This is a genomic window from Variovorax sp. Soil_C_33 (assembly GCF_057656935.1).
In genome coordinates this window covers 194,339-210,502 of sequence record NZ_JBDGJK010000002.1, presented here as the reverse complement: position 1 = coordinate 210,502, position 16,164 = coordinate 194,339, and the positions used below count along the sequence as shown (strand labels likewise).

The window sequence follows — 16,164 nt, the reverse complement described above, 5'->3', positions numbered from 1 at the left end:
TCAACCAAGGAAAACCATGGACCACGATGGAGACAAGGGCGACGACCGGCCCGGCCACCTGCGGGCTGCTTTCATGGGCCGTGCATTGAAGGCGGTGATCGCCATCATCGCCATCGGCGCGGCCGCCGCATCGATTCCCTACTGGGGCAGCGCCGACTTCCCGGTGATGAGCCTGATCATCTACGTCGCCGGCATGGTGTTCGTCGCCATGCCGCTGTGCATGTACTACGAGTTGCTGCTCAAGGCGCACGAGGAGCGCATGGCGAGCGCCATGTCCTAGCCGTCGGGCTCGCCGCGGAACTGCGCGGTACGATGCCCTTCGATGAAGAACGCGACCCTGCGCCAGTTGAAAGTCTTCGAGGCGGTCGCCCGCCTCCTGAGCTTTTCACGCGCGGCCGAAGAGCTTCACCTGACCCAGCCGGCCGTCTCGACGCAGGTTCGCAAGCTCGAGGAGCATGCCGGCAACGTGCTGTTCGAGCAGTTCGGCAAGAAGATCTACCTGACCCCGGCCGGTGCGGAGCTGCTGCAGATCAGCCGCGCCATCATCCAGCAGTTCGAAGCGGCCGAGAACGCGATGACGCAGTTCAAGGGCGTCTCCGGCGGCAAGCTCAACGTCGGCGTGATCAGCGCCGGCGACTATTTCTTCCCGCGCCTGCTGGTGGAGTTCGCGAGCCGCCATCGCGGCGTGACGCTGAACTTCACGGTCCACAACCGCGAGGGGCTCCTGACGCACATCGCCGAGAACCTCACCGACCTCGCGATCATGGTGCGGCCGCCGACCGACATGGACACGGTCAACCAGCCCTTCGCGCCGCACCCTTACGTGATCGTCGCGGCGCCGAGCCACCCGCTGGTCGGCGAGCGGAAGATTCCGCGGGCCCGGCTGATGCGCGAGCCCTTCGTCGTGCGCGAGAAGGGCACCGACACCTGGAACTCGATGGAGGAAGGCTTCGGCGGCGACCTGCGCGACATCAACATCGCGATGGAGATCCCGAGCACCGAGACCATCAAGCAGGCGGTGATCGCGGGCATGGGCGTGAGCTTCGTGTCGGCGCACACCATCAGCCAGGAGCTGAAGGCCGGCAGCCTCCGCGTGCTCGACGTCGAGGGATTTCCGCTGATGCTGAACTGGTACGTCGTGCATCGGCGCACCAAGCGCCTGCCGCCGGTGGCGCAGGCCTTCAAGGACTTTCTGCTCAGCGACGGCGCGTCGCTGATTGCGCAGATCGTCCCCTTCGATTCTTAACGCAACCCGATGCAGGCGGCGCGCCGGCGCAGCACGCCTGCGCGCATCGGGTCGATGGCTTCGATGCGGTTCGCGTCGACCTGCAAGGCGCGCATCTGCTCGACTTCCTCGATGATCGTGTTCGGATTCAGCAAGGCATGGACGAGCACGCCGGCTTCGTCGGCCAAGGCCTTGAACGCGCCGGCCAGGCCGCCGAAAGCGCTCGCGCCGGATGATCGGGAGAGGGTGGACATATGCAGCTCCTGGATGTGAGGGCTTCATCTTCGGTTTGCCTTCGCCATAAGTAAAACGAGATTTATTGCCAGTTGAATGCAAGAATCCTGCATTCAAACGATCGACAGCAATGGACATCAACCTGGCCCGGACCTTCCTCGAGATCGTCGAGACCCGCAGCTTCCAGCGCGCCGCCGAGCGCCTGCATGTGACGCAGACCTCGGTCAGCGCGCGCGTGCGGACGCTCGAAGAGCTGCTCGGCCGCCGGCTCTTCGTGCGCAACAAGGCCGGCGCCGCGCTCACCGCGGCCGGCGAGCGCTTCCTGCCGCATGCGACCACGCTGGTGCAGGTCTGGGCACGTGCGCGCGACCAGGTGGCGGTGCCGACCGGCAGCCGGGCCGTGCTCGCGGCCGGCTGCGAAATCAGCCTGTGGGATCCGCTGCTGCTGCGCTGGCTGCTGTGGATGCGTGCCGGGCACCCCCACCTGGCGCTGCGCACGGAAGTCGGCTATCCGCAGGACCTGCTCGACAAGGTGGCCGCGGGCGTGCTCGATGTCGCCATCGCCTACGCGCCGCAGCAGCGGCCCGGCCTGCGCGTGGAGCTCCTGATCGAAGAGAAGCTCGTCATGGTGACGACGGCGAAGCGCCCGCGCGTGCCGAGCCCGGCGGACTATGTGTACGTCGACTGGGGACCCGAGTTCGCGGCGCAGCACGGTCTGGCCTTTCCCGAGCTGTCGAGCGCGGCGGTGATGGCCGGGCTCGGGCCGCTCGGCCGCGAGTACCTGCTGGCGGCCGGCGGCACCGGCTACTTCCGGCTCGACGTGGTGCGCGGCCACCTGGAATCCGGGCACCTGCGCCGCGTGCCACGCACGCCGGAGTTTCTCTATCCGGCCTATGCGGTCTACGCGGTGGGCGCCGATCCCGCCATCATCGATCCCGCGCTGGCGGGCCTGCGCCAGGCCGCGGGCACGGAGGCCAGAAAGAGCTGACTGGTTCAGCGCGCGATGCGCGCGACATGCAGCAGGTTCGTCGTGCCGGACTGTCCGAAAGGCAGGCCCGCGACCACCACCACGTCGTCGCCCGGCGTCGCGAAGCCTTCGTCGCGCGCGCTGCGGCAGGCGCACTCGATCATCTCGGCGACATCGTGAACGTCGTCGACCACTACCGCATGCACGCCCCAGACCATCGCCATGCGGCGCGCGGTGGCGACGGAGGGCGTCAGGCTCAGCACCGGCACCGCTGGCCGTTCGCGCGCAGCGCGCAGGCTGGTGAAGCCCGAGGAGGTGTAGGTCACCGTCGCGGCCGGCGAGAGCAGCCCGGCCACGTTGCGCAGCGACGCGCAGACCGCGTCGGCGGTGGTCGCCTCGGCCGCGGCATGCGTGGCGTCGATGCCGCTGCGGTAGGACGGGTCCGCCTCCACGCGGGCGACGATGCGGTCCATCATCGCGACCGCTTCCAGCGGGTACTTGCCCGAGGCGGATTCGGCGGACAGCATCACCGCGTCCACGCCGTCGTAGATCGCGGTCGCGACGTCGGAGACCTCGGCGCGGGTTGGCACCGGCGACGCGATCATCGATTCGAGCATCTGCGTCGCCACCACCACCGGCTTGCCGCTCTTGCGGCAGGCGCGCACGATGAGGCGCTGCAGCTCCGGGACCTGCTCCGGCGGCAGCTCGACGCCGAGATCGCCGCGCGCCACCATGATGCCGTCGGACAAGGCGACGATGCCGTCCAGGTGTTCGATCGCGGCCGGCTTCTCGAGCTTGGCCATGATCCAGGCGCGCGTGCCGATGAGGGCGCGCGCCTCCTCGATGTCCTCGGGGCGCTGCACGAAGGAGAGCGCAACCCAGTCCACGCCCATTGCGAGCCCGAAGGCCAGGTCGTCGCGGTCCTTCGCAGTCAGCGGCGAGATCGGCAGCAGCACGCTCGGCACGTTGACGCCCTTGCGATCCGAGATCGGTCCGCCGACGAGCACCGTGGTTTCGGCGAAGTCGGGGCCGTGCTTCTCCACGCGCAGGCGCAGCTTGCCGTCGTCGAGCAGCAGCTCGGTGTCGACCTGCAGCGCGGCGAAGATCTCCGGATGCAGCAGCGGCGCGCGGCGCGCATCGCCGGGGCGCTTGTCCATGTCGAGGCGCAATCGCGCGCCGGCTTCGAGCTGCGCCCTGCCGCCTTCGAAAGTGCCCAGGCGCAGCTTCGGCCCCTGCAGATCGAGCAGCACGCCGATCGGCCGGCCGAACTCCTTCTCCAGCGCGCGGATGGTTTCCAGCCGCTGCGCATGGTCGGACTGCGTGCCGTGGCTGAAGTTGAGCCGGAACACATCCACGCCGCGCTCGAACAGGGCACGGATGGCCTGCTCATCCGAGGTGGACGGGCCGAGCGTGGCGACGATCTTGGCGCTGCGGGCGCGTCTCACGGAACTGCCATTTCATGAAGCCGGACCCGCCCTCTTTGGTCCTCCATCGTGCGCGCCAGCAGCTTGACCAGCGAGTAGACGGTATCGATGTGCGGCGTCTGGGTGTCGGTGAGCCGCGCCAGCTCCACCACCGCCCCCACCAGCGCATCGATCTCCGGCGCGCGCCCGGCCTCCACGTCCTGCAGCATCGATGTCTTGTGCTTGCCCACCTTCTCGGCGCCTGCGATGCGCTTTTCCAGCGAGACGCGGAACTCGATGCCCAGCTTGTGCGCGACGGCCTGGGCTTCCCGCATCATCGCGGCGGCGAGGTCGCGCGAGGGCGGGTACTGGCAGATGTCGACCAGCGTCGAGTGCGCCAGGCTGCTGATCGGATTGAAGGTCAGGTTGCCCCACAGCTTGAGCCAGATCTCGGCGCGGATGTTGTCGAGCACCGGCGCCTTGAAGCCTGCCTCGGTGAAGCAGGCCGCGACGCGGTTCACGCGCTCGCTCGACGTGCCGTCCAGTTCGCCGACGGGGAAGCGATCGCCCTCGATGTGCTTCACCACGCCCGGCGCCAGCAGCTCGGATGCGGGGTAGACCACGCAGCCGATCACGCGGTCCGCCGGGATCTTGGCGCCGACCACGCCGTGCGGATCGACGCTCTTCACCGTCGTGCCTTCGAGCGGCCCTCCGTGCTTGTGGAAGTACCAGTACGGGATGCCGTTCTGCATCGTCACCACCACGGTCTCGGGGCCGAAGAGCTTCGGCACCTCGTTCGCCACCGCTTCGACCTGGTGCGCCTTCATCGCGAGGATGACGATGTCCTGCACGCCGGCCTGGTCGTAGCGGTCGGTGGCCTTGACGTTGCGCGCCACCTCTTCACTTCCGTCGGCCGCGATCAGCTTGAAGCCGTGGGTGGCGATGGCGTCGAGGTTGGCGCCGCGCACGATGAACGTCACGTCCTCGCCGGCCAATGCGAGCTTGGCTCCGACCAGGCCGCCGATGGCGCCTGCGCCGATGACTGCTATCTTCATGTCGATCCTTGAAGTGTTGAATCTCTTGGGCGGCAGGCCCTAGCCGAAGCGGTTGCTCAGCTTGCCGATGCCGTTGATCTCGATCTCGACCAGGCTGCCGGGCTTCATCGAGCCGACGCCGACCGAGGTGCCGCACAGGATCACGTCGCCCGGATGCAGCGTCATGTCCAACGAGATCAGGCTCACCAGCTGCTGCACCGAGAAGCGCATGTCGCTGATGGGGTAGTGCTGGCGCGCCGCGCCGTCGAGCAGCGTGGTCACGGTGAGCGTCGCGGGGTCGAGGCCGGTGGCCACCACCGGGCCCATCGGGCAGAAGGTGTCGAAGCCCTTGGCGCGCGCCCACTGCGCGAAGGAGGCGTCGCGGTTCAGGATGTCGGCCACCGTCACGTCGTTGGCGCAGGTGTAGCCGAACACATGGTCGAGCGCCGCTTCCTCGGGCACCGCCGTGCAGGTCTTGCCGATGACGATGCCGAGCTCGCCCTCGAACACCACCTTGCCCTCGCACAAGGGCTTGCGGATGGGCTCGCCGGCGGCGAGAAAGGAGTTGGGCGCCTTCAGCAGGTACAGCGGTTCGGCCGGCACCGGCAGCTTCAGCTTCTCGCCGAGCGCGTGGAAGTTGTTCCACAGGGCGATGACCTTGCTCGGCTGGGTGGGCGTGAGCAGCTTGAGTTCGTCGAGGCCGAACACATGGCCGGTCGCTTCGGACGAGCCGAACATGTCGCCGCGATGCTCGCGCACCTTGTGGCCGTCGAGCGTCCCGAAGCCGGGCTTGCCGGCGCGTTCGAAACGAATCCATCGTTGTGCTTGTTGCATGCCGCGTGTCTCTCGGTAGGGAGTTCAGTCGAAGGGGAGGTAGTCGGGGGCGACCAGGGACGCCAGCAGCTTTCCCATCTCGGCCGGGTTGCGCGTGACGTGGATGCCGCAGGCCTGCATCACGGCCAGCTTCTCTTCCGCCGTGCCCTGGCCATCGGAAACGATGGCGCCCGCGTGGCCCATGCGCCGGTCCGGCGGCGCGGTGGCGCCGGCGATGAAACCGACCACGGGCTTGCGCATGTGCTCCTTGATCCAGCGCGCGCAGGTCTCTTCGGCATCGCCGCCGATCTCGCCGACCATGATGACGGCGTCGGTGAGAGGGTCGTCGTTGAACATCCGAAGCACGTCGACGTAGCGCAGCCCGCCGACCGGATCGCCGCCGATGCCGACCACCGTCGACTGGCCGATGCCGAATTGATGGAGCTGGTGCACGGCCTCGTAGCCCAGCGCGCCGGAGCGCGACACCACGCCGATGCGGCCGCGCTGGTGGATGTCGCCCGGCATGATGCCGATCTTGATCTCCTCGGGCGTGATGAGGCCGGGGCAGTTGGGGCCGAGCAGCACCGTCCCCCCGCCCTCCATGCGCCGGCGGGTGCGGATCATGTCGCGCACCGGGATGCCTTCGGTGATGCAGATGACCAGCTCGAGCCCGGCATCGACCGCTTCGTCGATGGCGGCGGCCGCGAAGGCCGGCGGCACGTAGATCACGGAGACGGTCGCGCCGGTCTCGGCCCTGGCTTCCCTCACCGTGGCGAAGACCGGGATGCCGTCGACGAACGCGCCGGGCTTGTTCGGGTTCACGCCGGCGACGAAGCAGTGGCGGCCGTTGCCATAGGCGCGGCAGGCCGCGGTGTGGATGCGGCCTGCCTTGCCGGTGATGCCCTGCGTGATCACGCGCGTGTGCTTGTTGACGAGGATCGACATCTCAGTGCCCCCGTGCGGCGGCGACGGCCTTCGCGGCCGCCTCCGCCATGTCGTCCGCGCCGATGACGGCCAGGCCCGATGCGGCGAGGATGCTTCTGCCGAGCGCCTCGTTGCGACCCTTCATGCGCACCACCAGCGGCACGCGCAGGTCGAGCTCGCGCGCGGCATCGACCACGCTCTGCGCCACCAGGTCGCAGCGCATGATGCCGCCGAAGACGTTGACGAGGATGGCGCGCAGCTTCGGGTTGCGCAGCATCAGCTTGAAGGCCTCGTTCACCCGTTCGGCCGTCGCGCCGCCGCCCACGTCGAGGAAGTTGGCAGGCGATCCGCCGTAGAGCCGGATCGCGTCCATCGTCGCCATCGCGAGGCCGGCGCCGTTCACCAGCGTGCCGATGTCGCCGCCGAGCGTGACGTAGCAGAGGCCGAACTTCGCGGCCTCGATCTCGACCGCGTCCTCCTCGTCGAGGTCACGCAGCGCGGCGATCTCGGGCTGGCGGAAGAGCGCATTCGGATCGAAGCCGAACCTGGCATCGAGCGCGATCACGCGGCCGTCGCCGGTCAGCACGAGCGGGTCGATCTCGGCGCGCGACGCGTCGCATTCGTCGAAGGCGCGGTACAGGTTCTGCATCAGCGTGCGCGCCTGCGGGACCGACTTGCCCGGAATGCCGATGCGGCGTGCGATGCCGTCCGCCTGGCCTGCCGTCAGGCCGGCGGCCGGGTCGACGAACACCCTGTGGGCGACGCCGTCTTGGTCCGAGGCCATCAGGACGACCCGCTGCGTGTCACGGTCTACCGCCATCTGGATGGAGAAGGCCTGGCGGACCTCGGTGCGCTCCTCGACCAGCAGCCGCCGCACGCCGAGGCCGTCCAGCAACGCGCCAGCATGCTTGCGGACCTCGGGCACGGTCCAGGCCTGTCGCACGCCGTCGCCGTTGCCGCGCCGCGCGGCATGGACCTGCGCCTTGACCATCCATGTCCTGCCGCCCAGCCGCAGCGCGGCCTCCTCGGCCTCCTGCGGCGTATGGCAGAGAAACCCGCGGGGCGACGCCACGCCATAACGGCGCAATACGTCCTTACCTTGGTATTCGTGGATGTTCATTGGCAAGCGGGCGAATTCACGCGTCGAGTTGAGCGCCGGAAACGGCCGCCCAGTCGAAATGGCCGGAAGCTGCGCCCGGCGCGGGGCCGCGCTTGCGGTGCTCGGCCTGCTTCTGCTGGATGACTTCGACCAGGAATTTCTCGTCGTACGCGCGCAGCAAGTGGGGCTGGCGGGTCTTCAGGTAGTGGCAGATCCGGTCGGCGGCATCCGGAATCCTGGTCAGCAATTCGTAATAAGTGGGGCTGTCCCAATACCATCGGAAACCCAATTCGTAGAACGCGGCGTTGTACGCATTGCGCTCGACTTCGTCGTTCCAGTATTGAATTGGCAAATCATTGACCATGAGCTTCTCCATGAAATTGAATGCCGCAGCGGGTGAATTGGATTTCGCTCGGCATATTCAAAATGTAGGATGGCTGATCGATAATTAATAGTGAAAGTATTTTATTGAATGCATTCGTGATGAGTTATGGATAGAAGGCGCCAGAATCCGTCGCCCGCCCTCGTCCGCACCCGCTCAGATCACGCGTTCTTCACGCAGCATCGCCACGTCGTCCGCGCTGTAGCCGAGCTGGCGCAGCACTTCCTCGGTGTGTTCGCCGAGCAGCGGCGAACGCGTCACCTCGGTCGGGCTGTCGGACATCTTGATGGGGTTGCCGACCGTCAGGTACTTGCCCCGCGTCGGGTGGTCGACCTCGACGATGGTGCCGGTCTCGCGCAGCGATTCGTCCGCGGCGATTTCCTTCATCGACAGGATCGGCCCGCAGGGAATGTCGTACTTGTTGAGGATCTCCATGGCCTCGAACTTGTCCTTGGTCATGGTCCATTGCTCGATGCGCGCAAAGATCGGCTTCAGGTGCAGGAGGCGCGCGGCCGGCGTGGCGTAGGCCTCGTCGTCGATCCAGCCCTCTTCGCCGATGACCTTGCACACCGCCGGCCAGACCGCGCCCTGCGTGATGAAGTAGATGTACGCGTTCGGGTCGGTCTCCCAGCCCTTGCAGCGCAGGATCGAGCCCGGCTGCCCGCCGCCGGAGGCGTTGCCGGCGCGCGGCACCGCGTCGCCGAACTTGCCGTCGGGGTACTGCGGGTACTCGTGCATGGTGCCGGTGCGCTCCAGCCGCTGCTGGTCGCGCATCTTCACGCGGCACAGGTTGAGCACCGCGTCCTGCATCGGCGCCAGCACCTGCTGCCCGCGCCCGGTGCTGTTGCGCTGATAGAGGGCGGCGACGATGCCGAGCGCCAGGTGCAGGCCGGTGCCGCTGTCGCCGATCTGCGCGCCGGTGACGACGGGCGGGCCGTCCTCGAAACCGGTGGTCGACGCGGCGCCGCCGGCGCACTGCGCGACGTTCTCGTACACCTTGCAGTGCTCGTACTTGCCCGGGCCGAAGCCCTTGACCGAGGCCACGATCATCCGCGGGTTCAAGTCCTGGATGTGGCTCCAGGTGATGCCCATGCGCTCCAGCGCGCCGGGCGCGAAGTTCTCGACCAGCACGTCGCAGGTCTTGATCAGCGTGTCCAGCACCTGCTTGCCCTTCGGCTTCTTGGTGTCCAGCGTGATCGAGCGCTTGTTGTGGTTCAGCATCGTGAAGTAGAGGCTGTCCACGCCGGGAATGTCGCGCAGCTGGCCGCGCGTCGCGTCGCCTTCGCCGGCGCGCTCGACCTTGATCACGTCAGCGCCGAACCAGGCCAGCAGCTGGGTGCAGGTGGGGCCCGACTGCACATGGGTGAAATCGAGAATCCGAACGCCCTCGAGTGCCTTGCTCATTGTGTCTCCTTGGATCTGGCCTCGACTTCTACCAGACGGGCGCGCAGTTTGCGCTCCTCGGCGAAGCGGGCGGTCTCGTCGCGCACGATGGCGACGATGCCCGTGACCTTCCGATCTTCGGAGAACAGCATCGATACCGTGAAGGCGATCGACAGCGTGTGCCCGTCCTTGTGCAGGGCGGGCACGCGCAGCAGGTCGGCGCCGTACTTGGTGATGCCCGTGTCCATGGTCTTTTGATAGCCGTCCCAGTGCCGGCCGCGCTGGCGTTCCGGGATGATCAGATCGAGCGACTTGCCCAGCGCCTCGGCTTCGGCGTAGCCGAAGATGCGCTCGGCAGCGGCGTTCCAGAGCGTGATCGCCCCTTGCGCATCCGCGACCATGATCGCGTCACCGGCGCCGGCGACGAGTTGTTGGAGATCCACATTCGTTTGCACGGCGCCGCTCCCTTTTTTCGGCTTCAGACGGCTTTGGACTCGCGCAGATTGGTGATCTGCTGCTTGCTGTAGCCCAGCTCCGCCAGCACCTCGTCGGTGTGCTCGCCCAAAAGCGGCGAAGGCGTGATCTCGGGCTTCAGATCCGAGAACTTGATCGGGCTGCCGACGGTGAAATAGTTGCCGCGCTCCTTGTGGCCCTTCACCTCGACGATCGAGCCGCTCTTGCGCAGCGACTCGTCGTGCAGCAGTTCCTTCATGGTCAGCACCGGCGAGCAAGGGATGTCGAACTTGCGCAGGATGTCGACCGCCTCGAACTTGGTCTTGTCCGCCAGCCAGTCCTCGATGGTCGCGAAGATGGCGGTGATGTGCGGCTGGCGCGCCTTGGCCGTCGTGTAGTCGGGGTCGGTCTTCCACTCCGGCTTGCCGATGGCGTCGCAGATCGGCGCCCAGGCGTGGCCCTGCACCGTGAAGTAGATGTACGCGTTGGGGTCGGTTTCCCAGCCCTTGCACTTGAGCACCCAGCCCGGCTGGCCGCCGCCGCCGGCATTGCCGCCGCGCGGCACGACGTCGCTGAAGGTGCCGTGCGGGTACTGCGGGTACTCTTCCAGGTAGCCGAGCTTGTCCAGGCGCAGCTGGTCGCGCATCTTCACGCGGCAGAGGTTGAGCACCGCGTCCTGCATCGCGCAGGCGACGCGCTGGCCCTTGCCGGTCTGCTGGCGGCCGATGATGGCGGTCAGGATGCCGATCGCGAGGTGCATGCCGGTGTTGCTGTCGCCCAGGGCGGCGGCGCTCACGGTCGGCGGGCCGTCCCAGAAGCCGGTGGTCGAGGCGGCACCGCCGGCGCACTGCGCGACGTTCTCGTAGACCTTGAGGTCGTCGTAGTGATGGCCGTCGCTGAAGCCCTTGACCGAGGCGACGATCATCTTGGGGTTCAGCTCCTGGATGCGCTCCCAGGTGAAGCCCATGCGGTCGAGCGCGCCGGGGCCGAAGTTCTCGACCAGCACGTCGGATTCGCGGATCAGCTTCTCCAGCACCACCTTGCCCTCGGGCTGCTTGGTGTCCAGCGTCAGCGAGCGCTTGTTGCTGTTGAGCATGGTGAAGTAGAGCGCGTCGACGTCCGGGATGTCGCGCAGTTGCGTGCGCGTGACGTCGCCGGAGCCCGGGCGCTCGACCTTGATCACGTCGGCGCCGAACCAGGCCAGCATCTGCGTGCAGGCGGGACCGGCCTGGACATGGGTGAAGTCGATGATCTTGATGCCGTTGAGTGGTTTGTTGCTGCTGCTCATGGTTTATCTCCTGTATTGCCTGGGATTACTTCTTCTTCGCCGTTGCCGGGTTCAGACTGGTGATGCGCCCGCTTTCGGTGCCGGCGGTCTCGTCGATCACGGCGTTGATCAGGGTCGGCCGGCCGGAGGCGACGGCCTCGGCCAGGGCCTTTTCCAGCTCGTCCGCGGTGGTGGCGTTGACGCCGACGCCGCCGAAGGCCTCGATCAGCTTGTCGTAGCGCGCGTTCTTGACGAACACGGTCGGCGCCACATCGGGCGTGCCGCTGGTGTTCACGTCGGTGCCGCGGTAGACGCCGTTGTTGTTGAAGACAACGATGCAGACCGGCAGGTTGTAGCGGCAGATGGTTTCGACTTCCATGCCGCTGAAGCCGAAGGCGCTGTCGCCCTCGATGGCGATCACCGGCTTGCCGGTGACCACGGCCGCGGCGACGGCGAAGCCCATGCCGATGCCCATGATCCCCCAGGTGCCGACGTCGAGGCGCTTGCGCGGCTCGTACATGTCGACGATGCTGCGCGCGAAATCGAGCGTGTTGGCGCCTTCGTTCACCACGATGGCATCGGGGCGCGCCTTCACCTGGTCGCGGATCACGCTGAGCGCGCTGTGGAAGTTCATCGGCGAAGGCCGGTCGGCCAGCGTGGCGGCCATCTTCGACAGGTTCTTGTCCTTGCGCTCGGCGATGGCGCCGGTCCAGTCGGCCGGCGGCTTGGCCCACTTGCCGTCGACGCCGGCCAGGAGCGCCGCCACGCAGGAGCCGATGTCGCCGATCACCGGCGCGGCGATCGCGACGTTGCTGTCGATCTCGGTCGGCGCGATGTCGATCTGGATGAACTGCTTGGCGCCCTTCTCCTGGGCCCAGGTCTTGCCCTTGCCGTGCGACAGCAGCCAGTTGAGGCGGGCGCCGACCAGCATCACGACGTCGGCTTCCTGCAGCACATACGAACGCGCGGCCGCGGCCGACTGCGCATGGGTGTCGGGCAGCAGGCCCTTGGCCATCGACATCGGCAGATAGGGGATGCCGGTCTTCTCGACCAGCGCGCGGATGTCGGCGTCGGCCTGCGCATAGGCCGCGCCCTTGCCCAGCAGGATCAGCGGCTTCTTGGCGCTCTTGAGCAGGTCGAGCGCGCGCTTGACCGCGTCGGGTGCCGGGATCTGGCGCGGCGCCGGGTCGATCACCTTGATCAGCGATCTCTTGCCCGCGGCCGCGTCCATGGTCTGCGCGAACAGCTTGGCCGGCAGGTCGAGGTACACACCGCCCGGACGGCCCGACAGGGCCGAGCGGATCGCCCGCGCGATGCCCACGCCGATGTCCTCGGCATGGAGCACGCGGAAGGCCGCCTTGCACAGCGGCTTGGCGATCGCGAGCTGGTCCATCTCCTCGTAGTCGCCCTGCTGCAGGTCGACGATCTCGCGCTCGCTCGAGCCGCTGATCAGGATCATCGGGAAGCAGTTGGTGGTGGCGTTGGCCAGCGCGGTCAGGCCGTTGAGGAAGCCCGGCGCCGACACCGTCAGGCAGATGCCGGGCTTTTGCGTGAGGAAACCGGCGGCCGCGGCCGCGTTGCCGGCGTGCTGCTCGTGGCGGAACGAGATGACGCGCATGCCTTCGGCCTGCGCCATGCGCGTGAGGTCGGTGATCGGGATGCCGGGCAGGCCGAAGATGGTGTCGATGTCGTTCAGCTTCAGGGCGTCGATCACCAGGTGGAAGCCATCGGTCGTTTCGCGGGCCGGCGCGTCATCGGTCATGTTCTTGAGGGCACGCGCGACCAGGTCGTCGGCTGTGGTGGCTCCCTGCTGGGCTGTGCTAACTGAAGACATGTCTCTCCTTTTGCTTTGGGTAAATGGCCGGGGGCCGAGCCACGACTATGATTCGGGCCCAGGCTTTCAGCTGTTGACCTCGGTCAACTTTCCGGAAAACGGGCGCCGTGCCGTGAACCGGCGGTTGTTGCGAAATCGAGCAAGACGGGAACCATGACGTTGTTGGAAAACCACCCGGAGAAAAACATCATCCGAGCGCAGCTCCGGCAAAACATCCTTCTCAAGGACCTGAGCGAGAGCGACCGCGCCGAACTGGAAACCCATCTCGCCATCGTCGACGGCAACAAGGGCGACTTCCTGCTGCACCAGGGCGTGCGCGAGATGGAGCAGTACTTCATCCTCGACGGCATCCTCAAGCGGGTGGTGAGCAATCCGGAGGGCAAGGAAATGATCCTGCGCTTCGCCGACGAGAACGACATGGAGACCAGCTACGCCGCGCTGCGGCTGGGCACGCCCACGCCCTACGGCATCGTGTGCGTGACCAAGGCGCGCGTGGCCAGCTTGCCGCTGAAGGAATGGATCGCGTTCCTGAAAGGTCATGCCGACGCCAAGGAGCTGTTCGAGTTCAGCGTCATGCGCGGGATGAGCGAGATCATGGCGCACACGATCACGCTGCACCTGCTCGACGCGCCCGGCCGCGTGCACCGCTTCATGCGCAAGCATCCGGAACTGGTGGATCGCATTCCGAGCAAGGAACTGGCCTCCTATCTCAATCTCTCCGCGGAAACCCTGAGCCGGCTGAAGAAGCGCGGAAAGATCTAGGTCTGCTTGGACGAGGCGAACAGCCGCGAGCTGGTCATCAGCCTCAGCTGGTTGTCCACGCTGTGCACGCCGGCCACCGCGGCAGCGACGCTTTCGGTCTGCGCCCGTTCCTCGTTGTCGAGCACGATCCCGCGCAGCGCGACCTGGCCTTGCCTGGCGTTGATCGTGATGTTGATGTCACGCGTCGCCGCATGCTCCTTCAACGCGGCCCGCACGCGCGCTTCCAGCGCCATGTTGGCGAGCATGGCGCGCGACTCGGGCGTCTCGGCAAATTCCGGGCGGCTCGCCAGCAGGCGGATCTGCTCCACGCAGCTCTCCACCGACAAGCGATCGGTGTTGAGCACCAGGTCGTAGAGCACCGGGTCGCCCCAGGTGACGCCGAACTGGTCGTTCATGCGCGAGGCATGCGCCTGATCGCTGCGGCGCAGCTCGGCCTCGGCGAATTCGACATCGTCGGTGCCCAGGTGGCCCATCAGCCACTCGACCCGCTTCTTGAACGAGCGCGTGACGCGCACGCACACCACGTGCGGCACCGGACGCAGCAGACAGGTGGCGCCCCAGCCGCGCAGCACGACATTGCCGCGGTCGGCCAGCGCGAACAGTTCTTCCGCGGTGTAGAGGGCGACGCTGCGCTTGTCGGTCGTGAGCCGCTCCATCAGCCCGGCCTTGCCGTCGCGCAGGCGGCCGATCAGGCTGGTGGACACCTGCGCGCGGTCGGCCACGCGCTCGATGGCCTCGTGGCGCATGATGGCCAGGCCGAGCGACTCGGCGAGCCGCAGCGACACGTCCTTGGCGAGGGAACCCATTTCCTGGGTCATGGCGATGACGGGCATGGCGTTGGCTCCTCGATCAGTCCACCGGCCGCTCGACGGCGAACTCGTCAGGCTTTTTTGGCTTGATCAGCGCCATCACTTTCGAGATGAGCGGCCAGAACAGCAGCGTCAGGGCCAGCGTGGTGATGCTGCCGACCAGCGGGTTCGCCCACATGATCATGACGTCGCCCTGCGAGACCAGCATGGCCTGTCGGAACGAGTCTTCGGCCTTGTCGCCGAGCACCAGCGCAAGCACCAGCGGCGCCAGCGGGAAGTCGAGCTTCTTGAAGATGTAGCCGACCACGCCGAAGCCGAGCATGAACCAGATGTCGAGCATCGCGTTGTGCACGGTGTAGGCGCCGATCGCGCAGATCACGATGATCACCGGCGCGATGATCGAGAACGGGATGCGCAGGATCGAGGCGAACAGCGGCACCGTGCTCAGCACGACGATCAGGCCGACCACATTGCCCAAGTACATGCTGGCGATCAGGCCCCAGACGAAGTCCTTCTGCTCGACGAAGAGCAGCGGACCCGGCTGCAGGCCCCAGATCAGGAGGCCGCCCAGCAGCACCGCGGCCGTCGGCGAGCCGGGGATGCCCAGCGCCAGCATCGGCAGCAGCGCGCTGGTGCCGGCGGCGTGCGCAGCGGTCTCGGGCGCCACGACGCCTTCCATTTCGCCGGTGCCGAACTTGGTGCCGTTCTTCGACATCTTCTTGGCCAGGCCGTAGCTCATGAACGAGGCCGGCGTGGCGCCGCCGGGCGTGATGCCCATCCAGATGCCGATCAGCGAGCTGCGCAGCGAGGTCACCCAGTACTGCGGCAGCTGCTTCCAGGTCTGCAGCACCACCTTGGGATCGATCTTCGCGCTCTTGCCGGAGAACTGCAGGCCTTCCTCCATCGACAGCAGGATCTCGCCGATGCCGAACAGGCCGATGACCGCGATCAGAAAGTCGAAGCCGCGCATCAGCTCGGGCTGCCCGAAGGTGAGGCGCAGCTGGCCGGTCACGGTGTCCATGCCGACGCTGGCCAGCGCGAAGCCGAGCGCCATCGACGCCAGGATCTTGAAGGGCGAGCCCTTGCCCATGCCGACGAAGCTGCAGAAGGTCAGCAGATACACCGCGAAGAATTCGGGCGAGCCGAACTTGAGCGCGAACTTGGCCACCAGCGGCGCCAGGAAGGTGATCATCACCACCGCCAGGAAGGCGCCCACGAAGGACGAGGTGAATGCCGTGGTCAGCGCCGCACCGGCCTTGCCCTGCTGGGCCATCGGATAGCCGTCGAAGGTGGTGGCCACAGACCACGGTTCGCCCGGGATGTTGAACAGCACCGAGGTGATGGCGCCGCCGAACAAGGCACCCCAGTAGATGCACGACAGCATGATGATGGCCGAGGTCGGCGACATCGTGAACGTGAGGGGCAGCAGGATGGCCACCCCGTTGGCCCCGCCCAGCCCCGGCAGCACGCCGATCAGCACGCCGAGGATGATGCCGACGAACATCAGGCCGATGTTCATCGGCGTCAGGATCACTGCGAAGCCCTGCATCAGGGCGCTGATTTCTTCCATTTCGC

The 16,164-nt window shown here is 67.0% G+C and carries 17 protein-coding genes; 4 read left to right on the top strand and 13 right to left on the bottom strand.

All coding sequences use genetic code 11. The annotated features are described in order from the left end of the window. The first annotated feature begins 16 nt into the window (after positions 1–16). Positions 17–280 (top strand): hypothetical protein, encoded by a 264-nt coding sequence (locus tag AC3A6B_RS03925; protein WP_487835451.1) that lies wholly within the window; start codon positions 17–19, stop codon positions 278–280. Positions 281–322: 42 nt separating this feature from the next. Next, the gene (locus AC3A6B_RS03920; protein ID WP_487835450.1) at positions 323–1,246 is read left to right on the top strand and encodes a LysR family transcriptional regulator; all 924 of its coding nucleotides are present in this window, start codon (positions 323–325) and stop codon (positions 1,244–1,246) included. On the opposite strand, the gene AC3A6B_RS03915 is transcribed toward AC3A6B_RS03920, so the two are convergent. Then, positions 1,243–1,479, bottom strand: a complete 237-nt coding sequence (locus AC3A6B_RS03915) for a hypothetical protein (RefSeq protein ID WP_487835449.1) — start codon at positions 1,477–1,479, stop codon at positions 1,243–1,245. The genes AC3A6B_RS03920 and AC3A6B_RS03915 overlap by 4 nt on opposite strands. 110 nt (positions 1,480–1,589) lie before the next feature. On the opposite strand from AC3A6B_RS03915, the gene AC3A6B_RS03910 reads away from it, so the two are divergent. Beyond that, positions 1,590–2,447: a LysR family transcriptional regulator gene (locus tag AC3A6B_RS03910; RefSeq protein WP_487835448.1), complete on the top strand. Its 858-nt coding sequence runs from the start codon at positions 1,590–1,592 to the stop codon at positions 2,445–2,447. Between the two features lie 5 nt (positions 2,448–2,452). Here AC3A6B_RS03910 and pyk read toward each other — a convergent pair whose 3' ends face one another. The 10 genes from pyk to oxc form a co-directional block, all read right to left on the bottom strand. Continuing rightward, positions 2,453–3,871 carry a pyruvate kinase gene (gene pyk, locus AC3A6B_RS03905; RefSeq protein ID WP_487835447.1) on the bottom strand — a complete coding sequence of 473 codons (1,419 nt, stop codon included), beginning with the start codon at positions 3,869–3,871 and terminating at the stop codon, positions 2,453–2,455. Beyond that, positions 3,868–4,884: a 2-dehydropantoate 2-reductase gene (locus tag AC3A6B_RS03900; RefSeq protein WP_487835446.1), complete on the bottom strand. Its 1,017-nt coding sequence runs from the start codon at positions 4,882–4,884 to the stop codon at positions 3,868–3,870. The genes pyk and AC3A6B_RS03900 overlap by 4 nt, the downstream gene beginning before the upstream one ends. Before the next feature lie 39 nt (positions 4,885–4,923). After that, positions 4,924–5,697, bottom strand: coding sequence for a fumarylacetoacetate hydrolase family protein (locus AC3A6B_RS03895; RefSeq protein ID WP_487835445.1), 774 nt, complete (start codon positions 5,695–5,697; stop codon positions 4,924–4,926). Between the two features lie 24 nt (positions 5,698–5,721). Continuing rightward, positions 5,722–6,621 carry a succinate--CoA ligase subunit alpha gene (gene sucD / locus AC3A6B_RS03890; protein ID WP_487835444.1) on the bottom strand — a complete coding sequence of 300 codons (900 nt, stop codon included), beginning with the start codon at positions 6,619–6,621 and terminating at the stop codon, positions 5,722–5,724. 1 nt (position 6,622) lies between these two features. Continuing rightward, positions 6,623–7,720 (bottom strand): ADP-forming succinate--CoA ligase subunit beta, encoded by a 1,098-nt coding sequence (sucC, locus tag AC3A6B_RS03885; protein WP_487835443.1) that lies wholly within the window; start codon positions 7,718–7,720, stop codon positions 6,623–6,625. A gap of 16 nt (positions 7,721–7,736) precedes the next feature. Next, positions 7,737–8,075 carry an HAD family hydrolase gene (locus tag AC3A6B_RS03880; protein WP_487835442.1) on the bottom strand — a complete coding sequence of 113 codons (339 nt, stop codon included), beginning with the start codon at positions 8,073–8,075 and terminating at the stop codon, positions 7,737–7,739. A gap of 162 nt (positions 8,076–8,237) precedes the next feature. Next, a complete protein-coding gene (frc, locus tag AC3A6B_RS03875) occupies positions 8,238–9,485 on the bottom strand; it encodes a formyl-CoA transferase (RefSeq protein WP_487835441.1) in 1,248 nt (415 codons plus the stop codon). After that, positions 9,482–9,919: a PAS domain-containing protein gene (locus AC3A6B_RS03870; RefSeq protein WP_487835440.1), complete on the bottom strand. Its 438-nt coding sequence runs from the start codon at positions 9,917–9,919 to the stop codon at positions 9,482–9,484. Before AC3A6B_RS03870 ends, frc (AC3A6B_RS03875) begins: the two co-directional genes overlap by 4 nt. A 23-nt stretch (positions 9,920–9,942) precedes the next feature. Beyond that, positions 9,943–11,205: a formyl-CoA transferase gene (frc, locus tag AC3A6B_RS03865; RefSeq protein ID WP_487835439.1), complete on the bottom strand. Its 1,263-nt coding sequence runs from the start codon at positions 11,203–11,205 to the stop codon at positions 9,943–9,945. Positions 11,206–11,230: 25 nt separating this feature from the next. Continuing rightward, positions 11,231–13,018, bottom strand: a complete 1,788-nt coding sequence (gene oxc / locus AC3A6B_RS03860; RefSeq protein WP_487835438.1) for an oxalyl-CoA decarboxylase — start codon at positions 13,016–13,018, stop codon at positions 11,231–11,233. A gap of 153 nt (positions 13,019–13,171) precedes the next feature. On the opposite strand from oxc, the gene AC3A6B_RS03855 reads away from it, so the two are divergent. Further along, entirely contained in the window at positions 13,172–13,780 is a 609-nt protein-coding gene (locus AC3A6B_RS03855; protein WP_487835437.1) for a Crp/Fnr family transcriptional regulator, read from the top strand. Here AC3A6B_RS03855 and AC3A6B_RS03850 read toward each other — a convergent pair. Both AC3A6B_RS03850 and AC3A6B_RS03845 read right to left on the bottom strand, forming a co-directional pair. Then, a complete protein-coding gene (locus AC3A6B_RS03850) occupies positions 13,777–14,613 on the bottom strand; it encodes a cytidylate kinase family protein (RefSeq protein WP_487835436.1) in 837 nt (278 codons plus the stop codon). The genes AC3A6B_RS03855 and AC3A6B_RS03850 overlap by 4 nt on opposite strands. A gap of 16 nt (positions 14,614–14,629) precedes the next feature. Beyond that, positions 14,630–16,159, bottom strand: coding sequence for a tripartite tricarboxylate transporter permease (locus tag AC3A6B_RS03845; protein ID WP_487835435.1), 1,530 nt, complete (start codon positions 16,157–16,159; stop codon positions 14,630–14,632). Between the last annotated feature and the right edge of the window lie 5 nt (positions 16,160–16,164).

Excerpts from the sequence above, each read along its gene's own strand:
- oxc (WP_487835438.1), bottom strand. The coding sequence starts at position 13,018 with ATGTCTTCAGTTAGCACAGCCCAGCAGGGAGCCACCACAGCCGACGAC.
- AC3A6B_RS03845 (WP_487835435.1), bottom strand. The coding sequence starts at position 16,159 with ATGGAAGAAATCAGCGCCCTGATGCAGGGCTTCGCAGTGATCCTGACG.
- frc (WP_487835439.1), bottom strand. The coding sequence starts at position 11,205 with ATGAGCAGCAGCAACAAACCACTCAACGGCATCAAGATCATCGACTTC.
- AC3A6B_RS03910 (WP_487835448.1), top strand. The coding sequence starts at position 1,590 with ATGGACATCAACCTGGCCCGGACCTTCCTCGAGATCGTCGAGACCCGC.
- sucD (WP_487835444.1), bottom strand. The coding sequence starts at position 6,621 with ATGTCGATCCTCGTCAACAAGCACACGCGCGTGATCACGCAGGGCATC.
- AC3A6B_RS03880 (WP_487835442.1), bottom strand. The coding sequence starts at position 8,075 with ATGGAGAAGCTCATGGTCAATGATTTGCCAATTCAATACTGGAACGAC.
- AC3A6B_RS03850 (WP_487835436.1), bottom strand. The coding sequence starts at position 14,613 with ATGCCCGTCATCGCCATGACCCAGGAAATGGGTTCCCTCGCCAAGGAC.
- frc (WP_487835441.1), bottom strand. The coding sequence starts at position 9,485 with ATGAGCAAGGCACTCGAGGGCGTTCGGATTCTCGATTTCACCCATGTG.
- AC3A6B_RS03895 (WP_487835445.1), bottom strand. The coding sequence starts at position 5,697 with ATGCAACAAGCACAACGATGGATTCGTTTCGAACGCGCCGGCAAGCCC.
- sucC (WP_487835443.1), bottom strand. The coding sequence starts at position 7,720 with ATGAACATCCACGAATACCAAGGTAAGGACGTATTGCGCCGTTATGGC.
- AC3A6B_RS03920 (WP_487835450.1), top strand. The coding sequence starts at position 323 with ATGAAGAACGCGACCCTGCGCCAGTTGAAAGTCTTCGAGGCGGTCGCC.
- AC3A6B_RS03915 (WP_487835449.1), bottom strand. The coding sequence starts at position 1,479 with ATGTCCACCCTCTCCCGATCATCCGGCGCGAGCGCTTTCGGCGGCCTG.
- AC3A6B_RS03900 (WP_487835446.1), bottom strand. The coding sequence starts at position 4,884 with ATGAAGATAGCAGTCATCGGCGCAGGCGCCATCGGCGGCCTGGTCGGA.
- AC3A6B_RS03855 (WP_487835437.1), top strand. The coding sequence starts at position 13,172 with ATGACGTTGTTGGAAAACCACCCGGAGAAAAACATCATCCGAGCGCAG.
- AC3A6B_RS03925 (WP_487835451.1), top strand. The coding sequence starts at position 17 with ATGGACCACGATGGAGACAAGGGCGACGACCGGCCCGGCCACCTGCGG.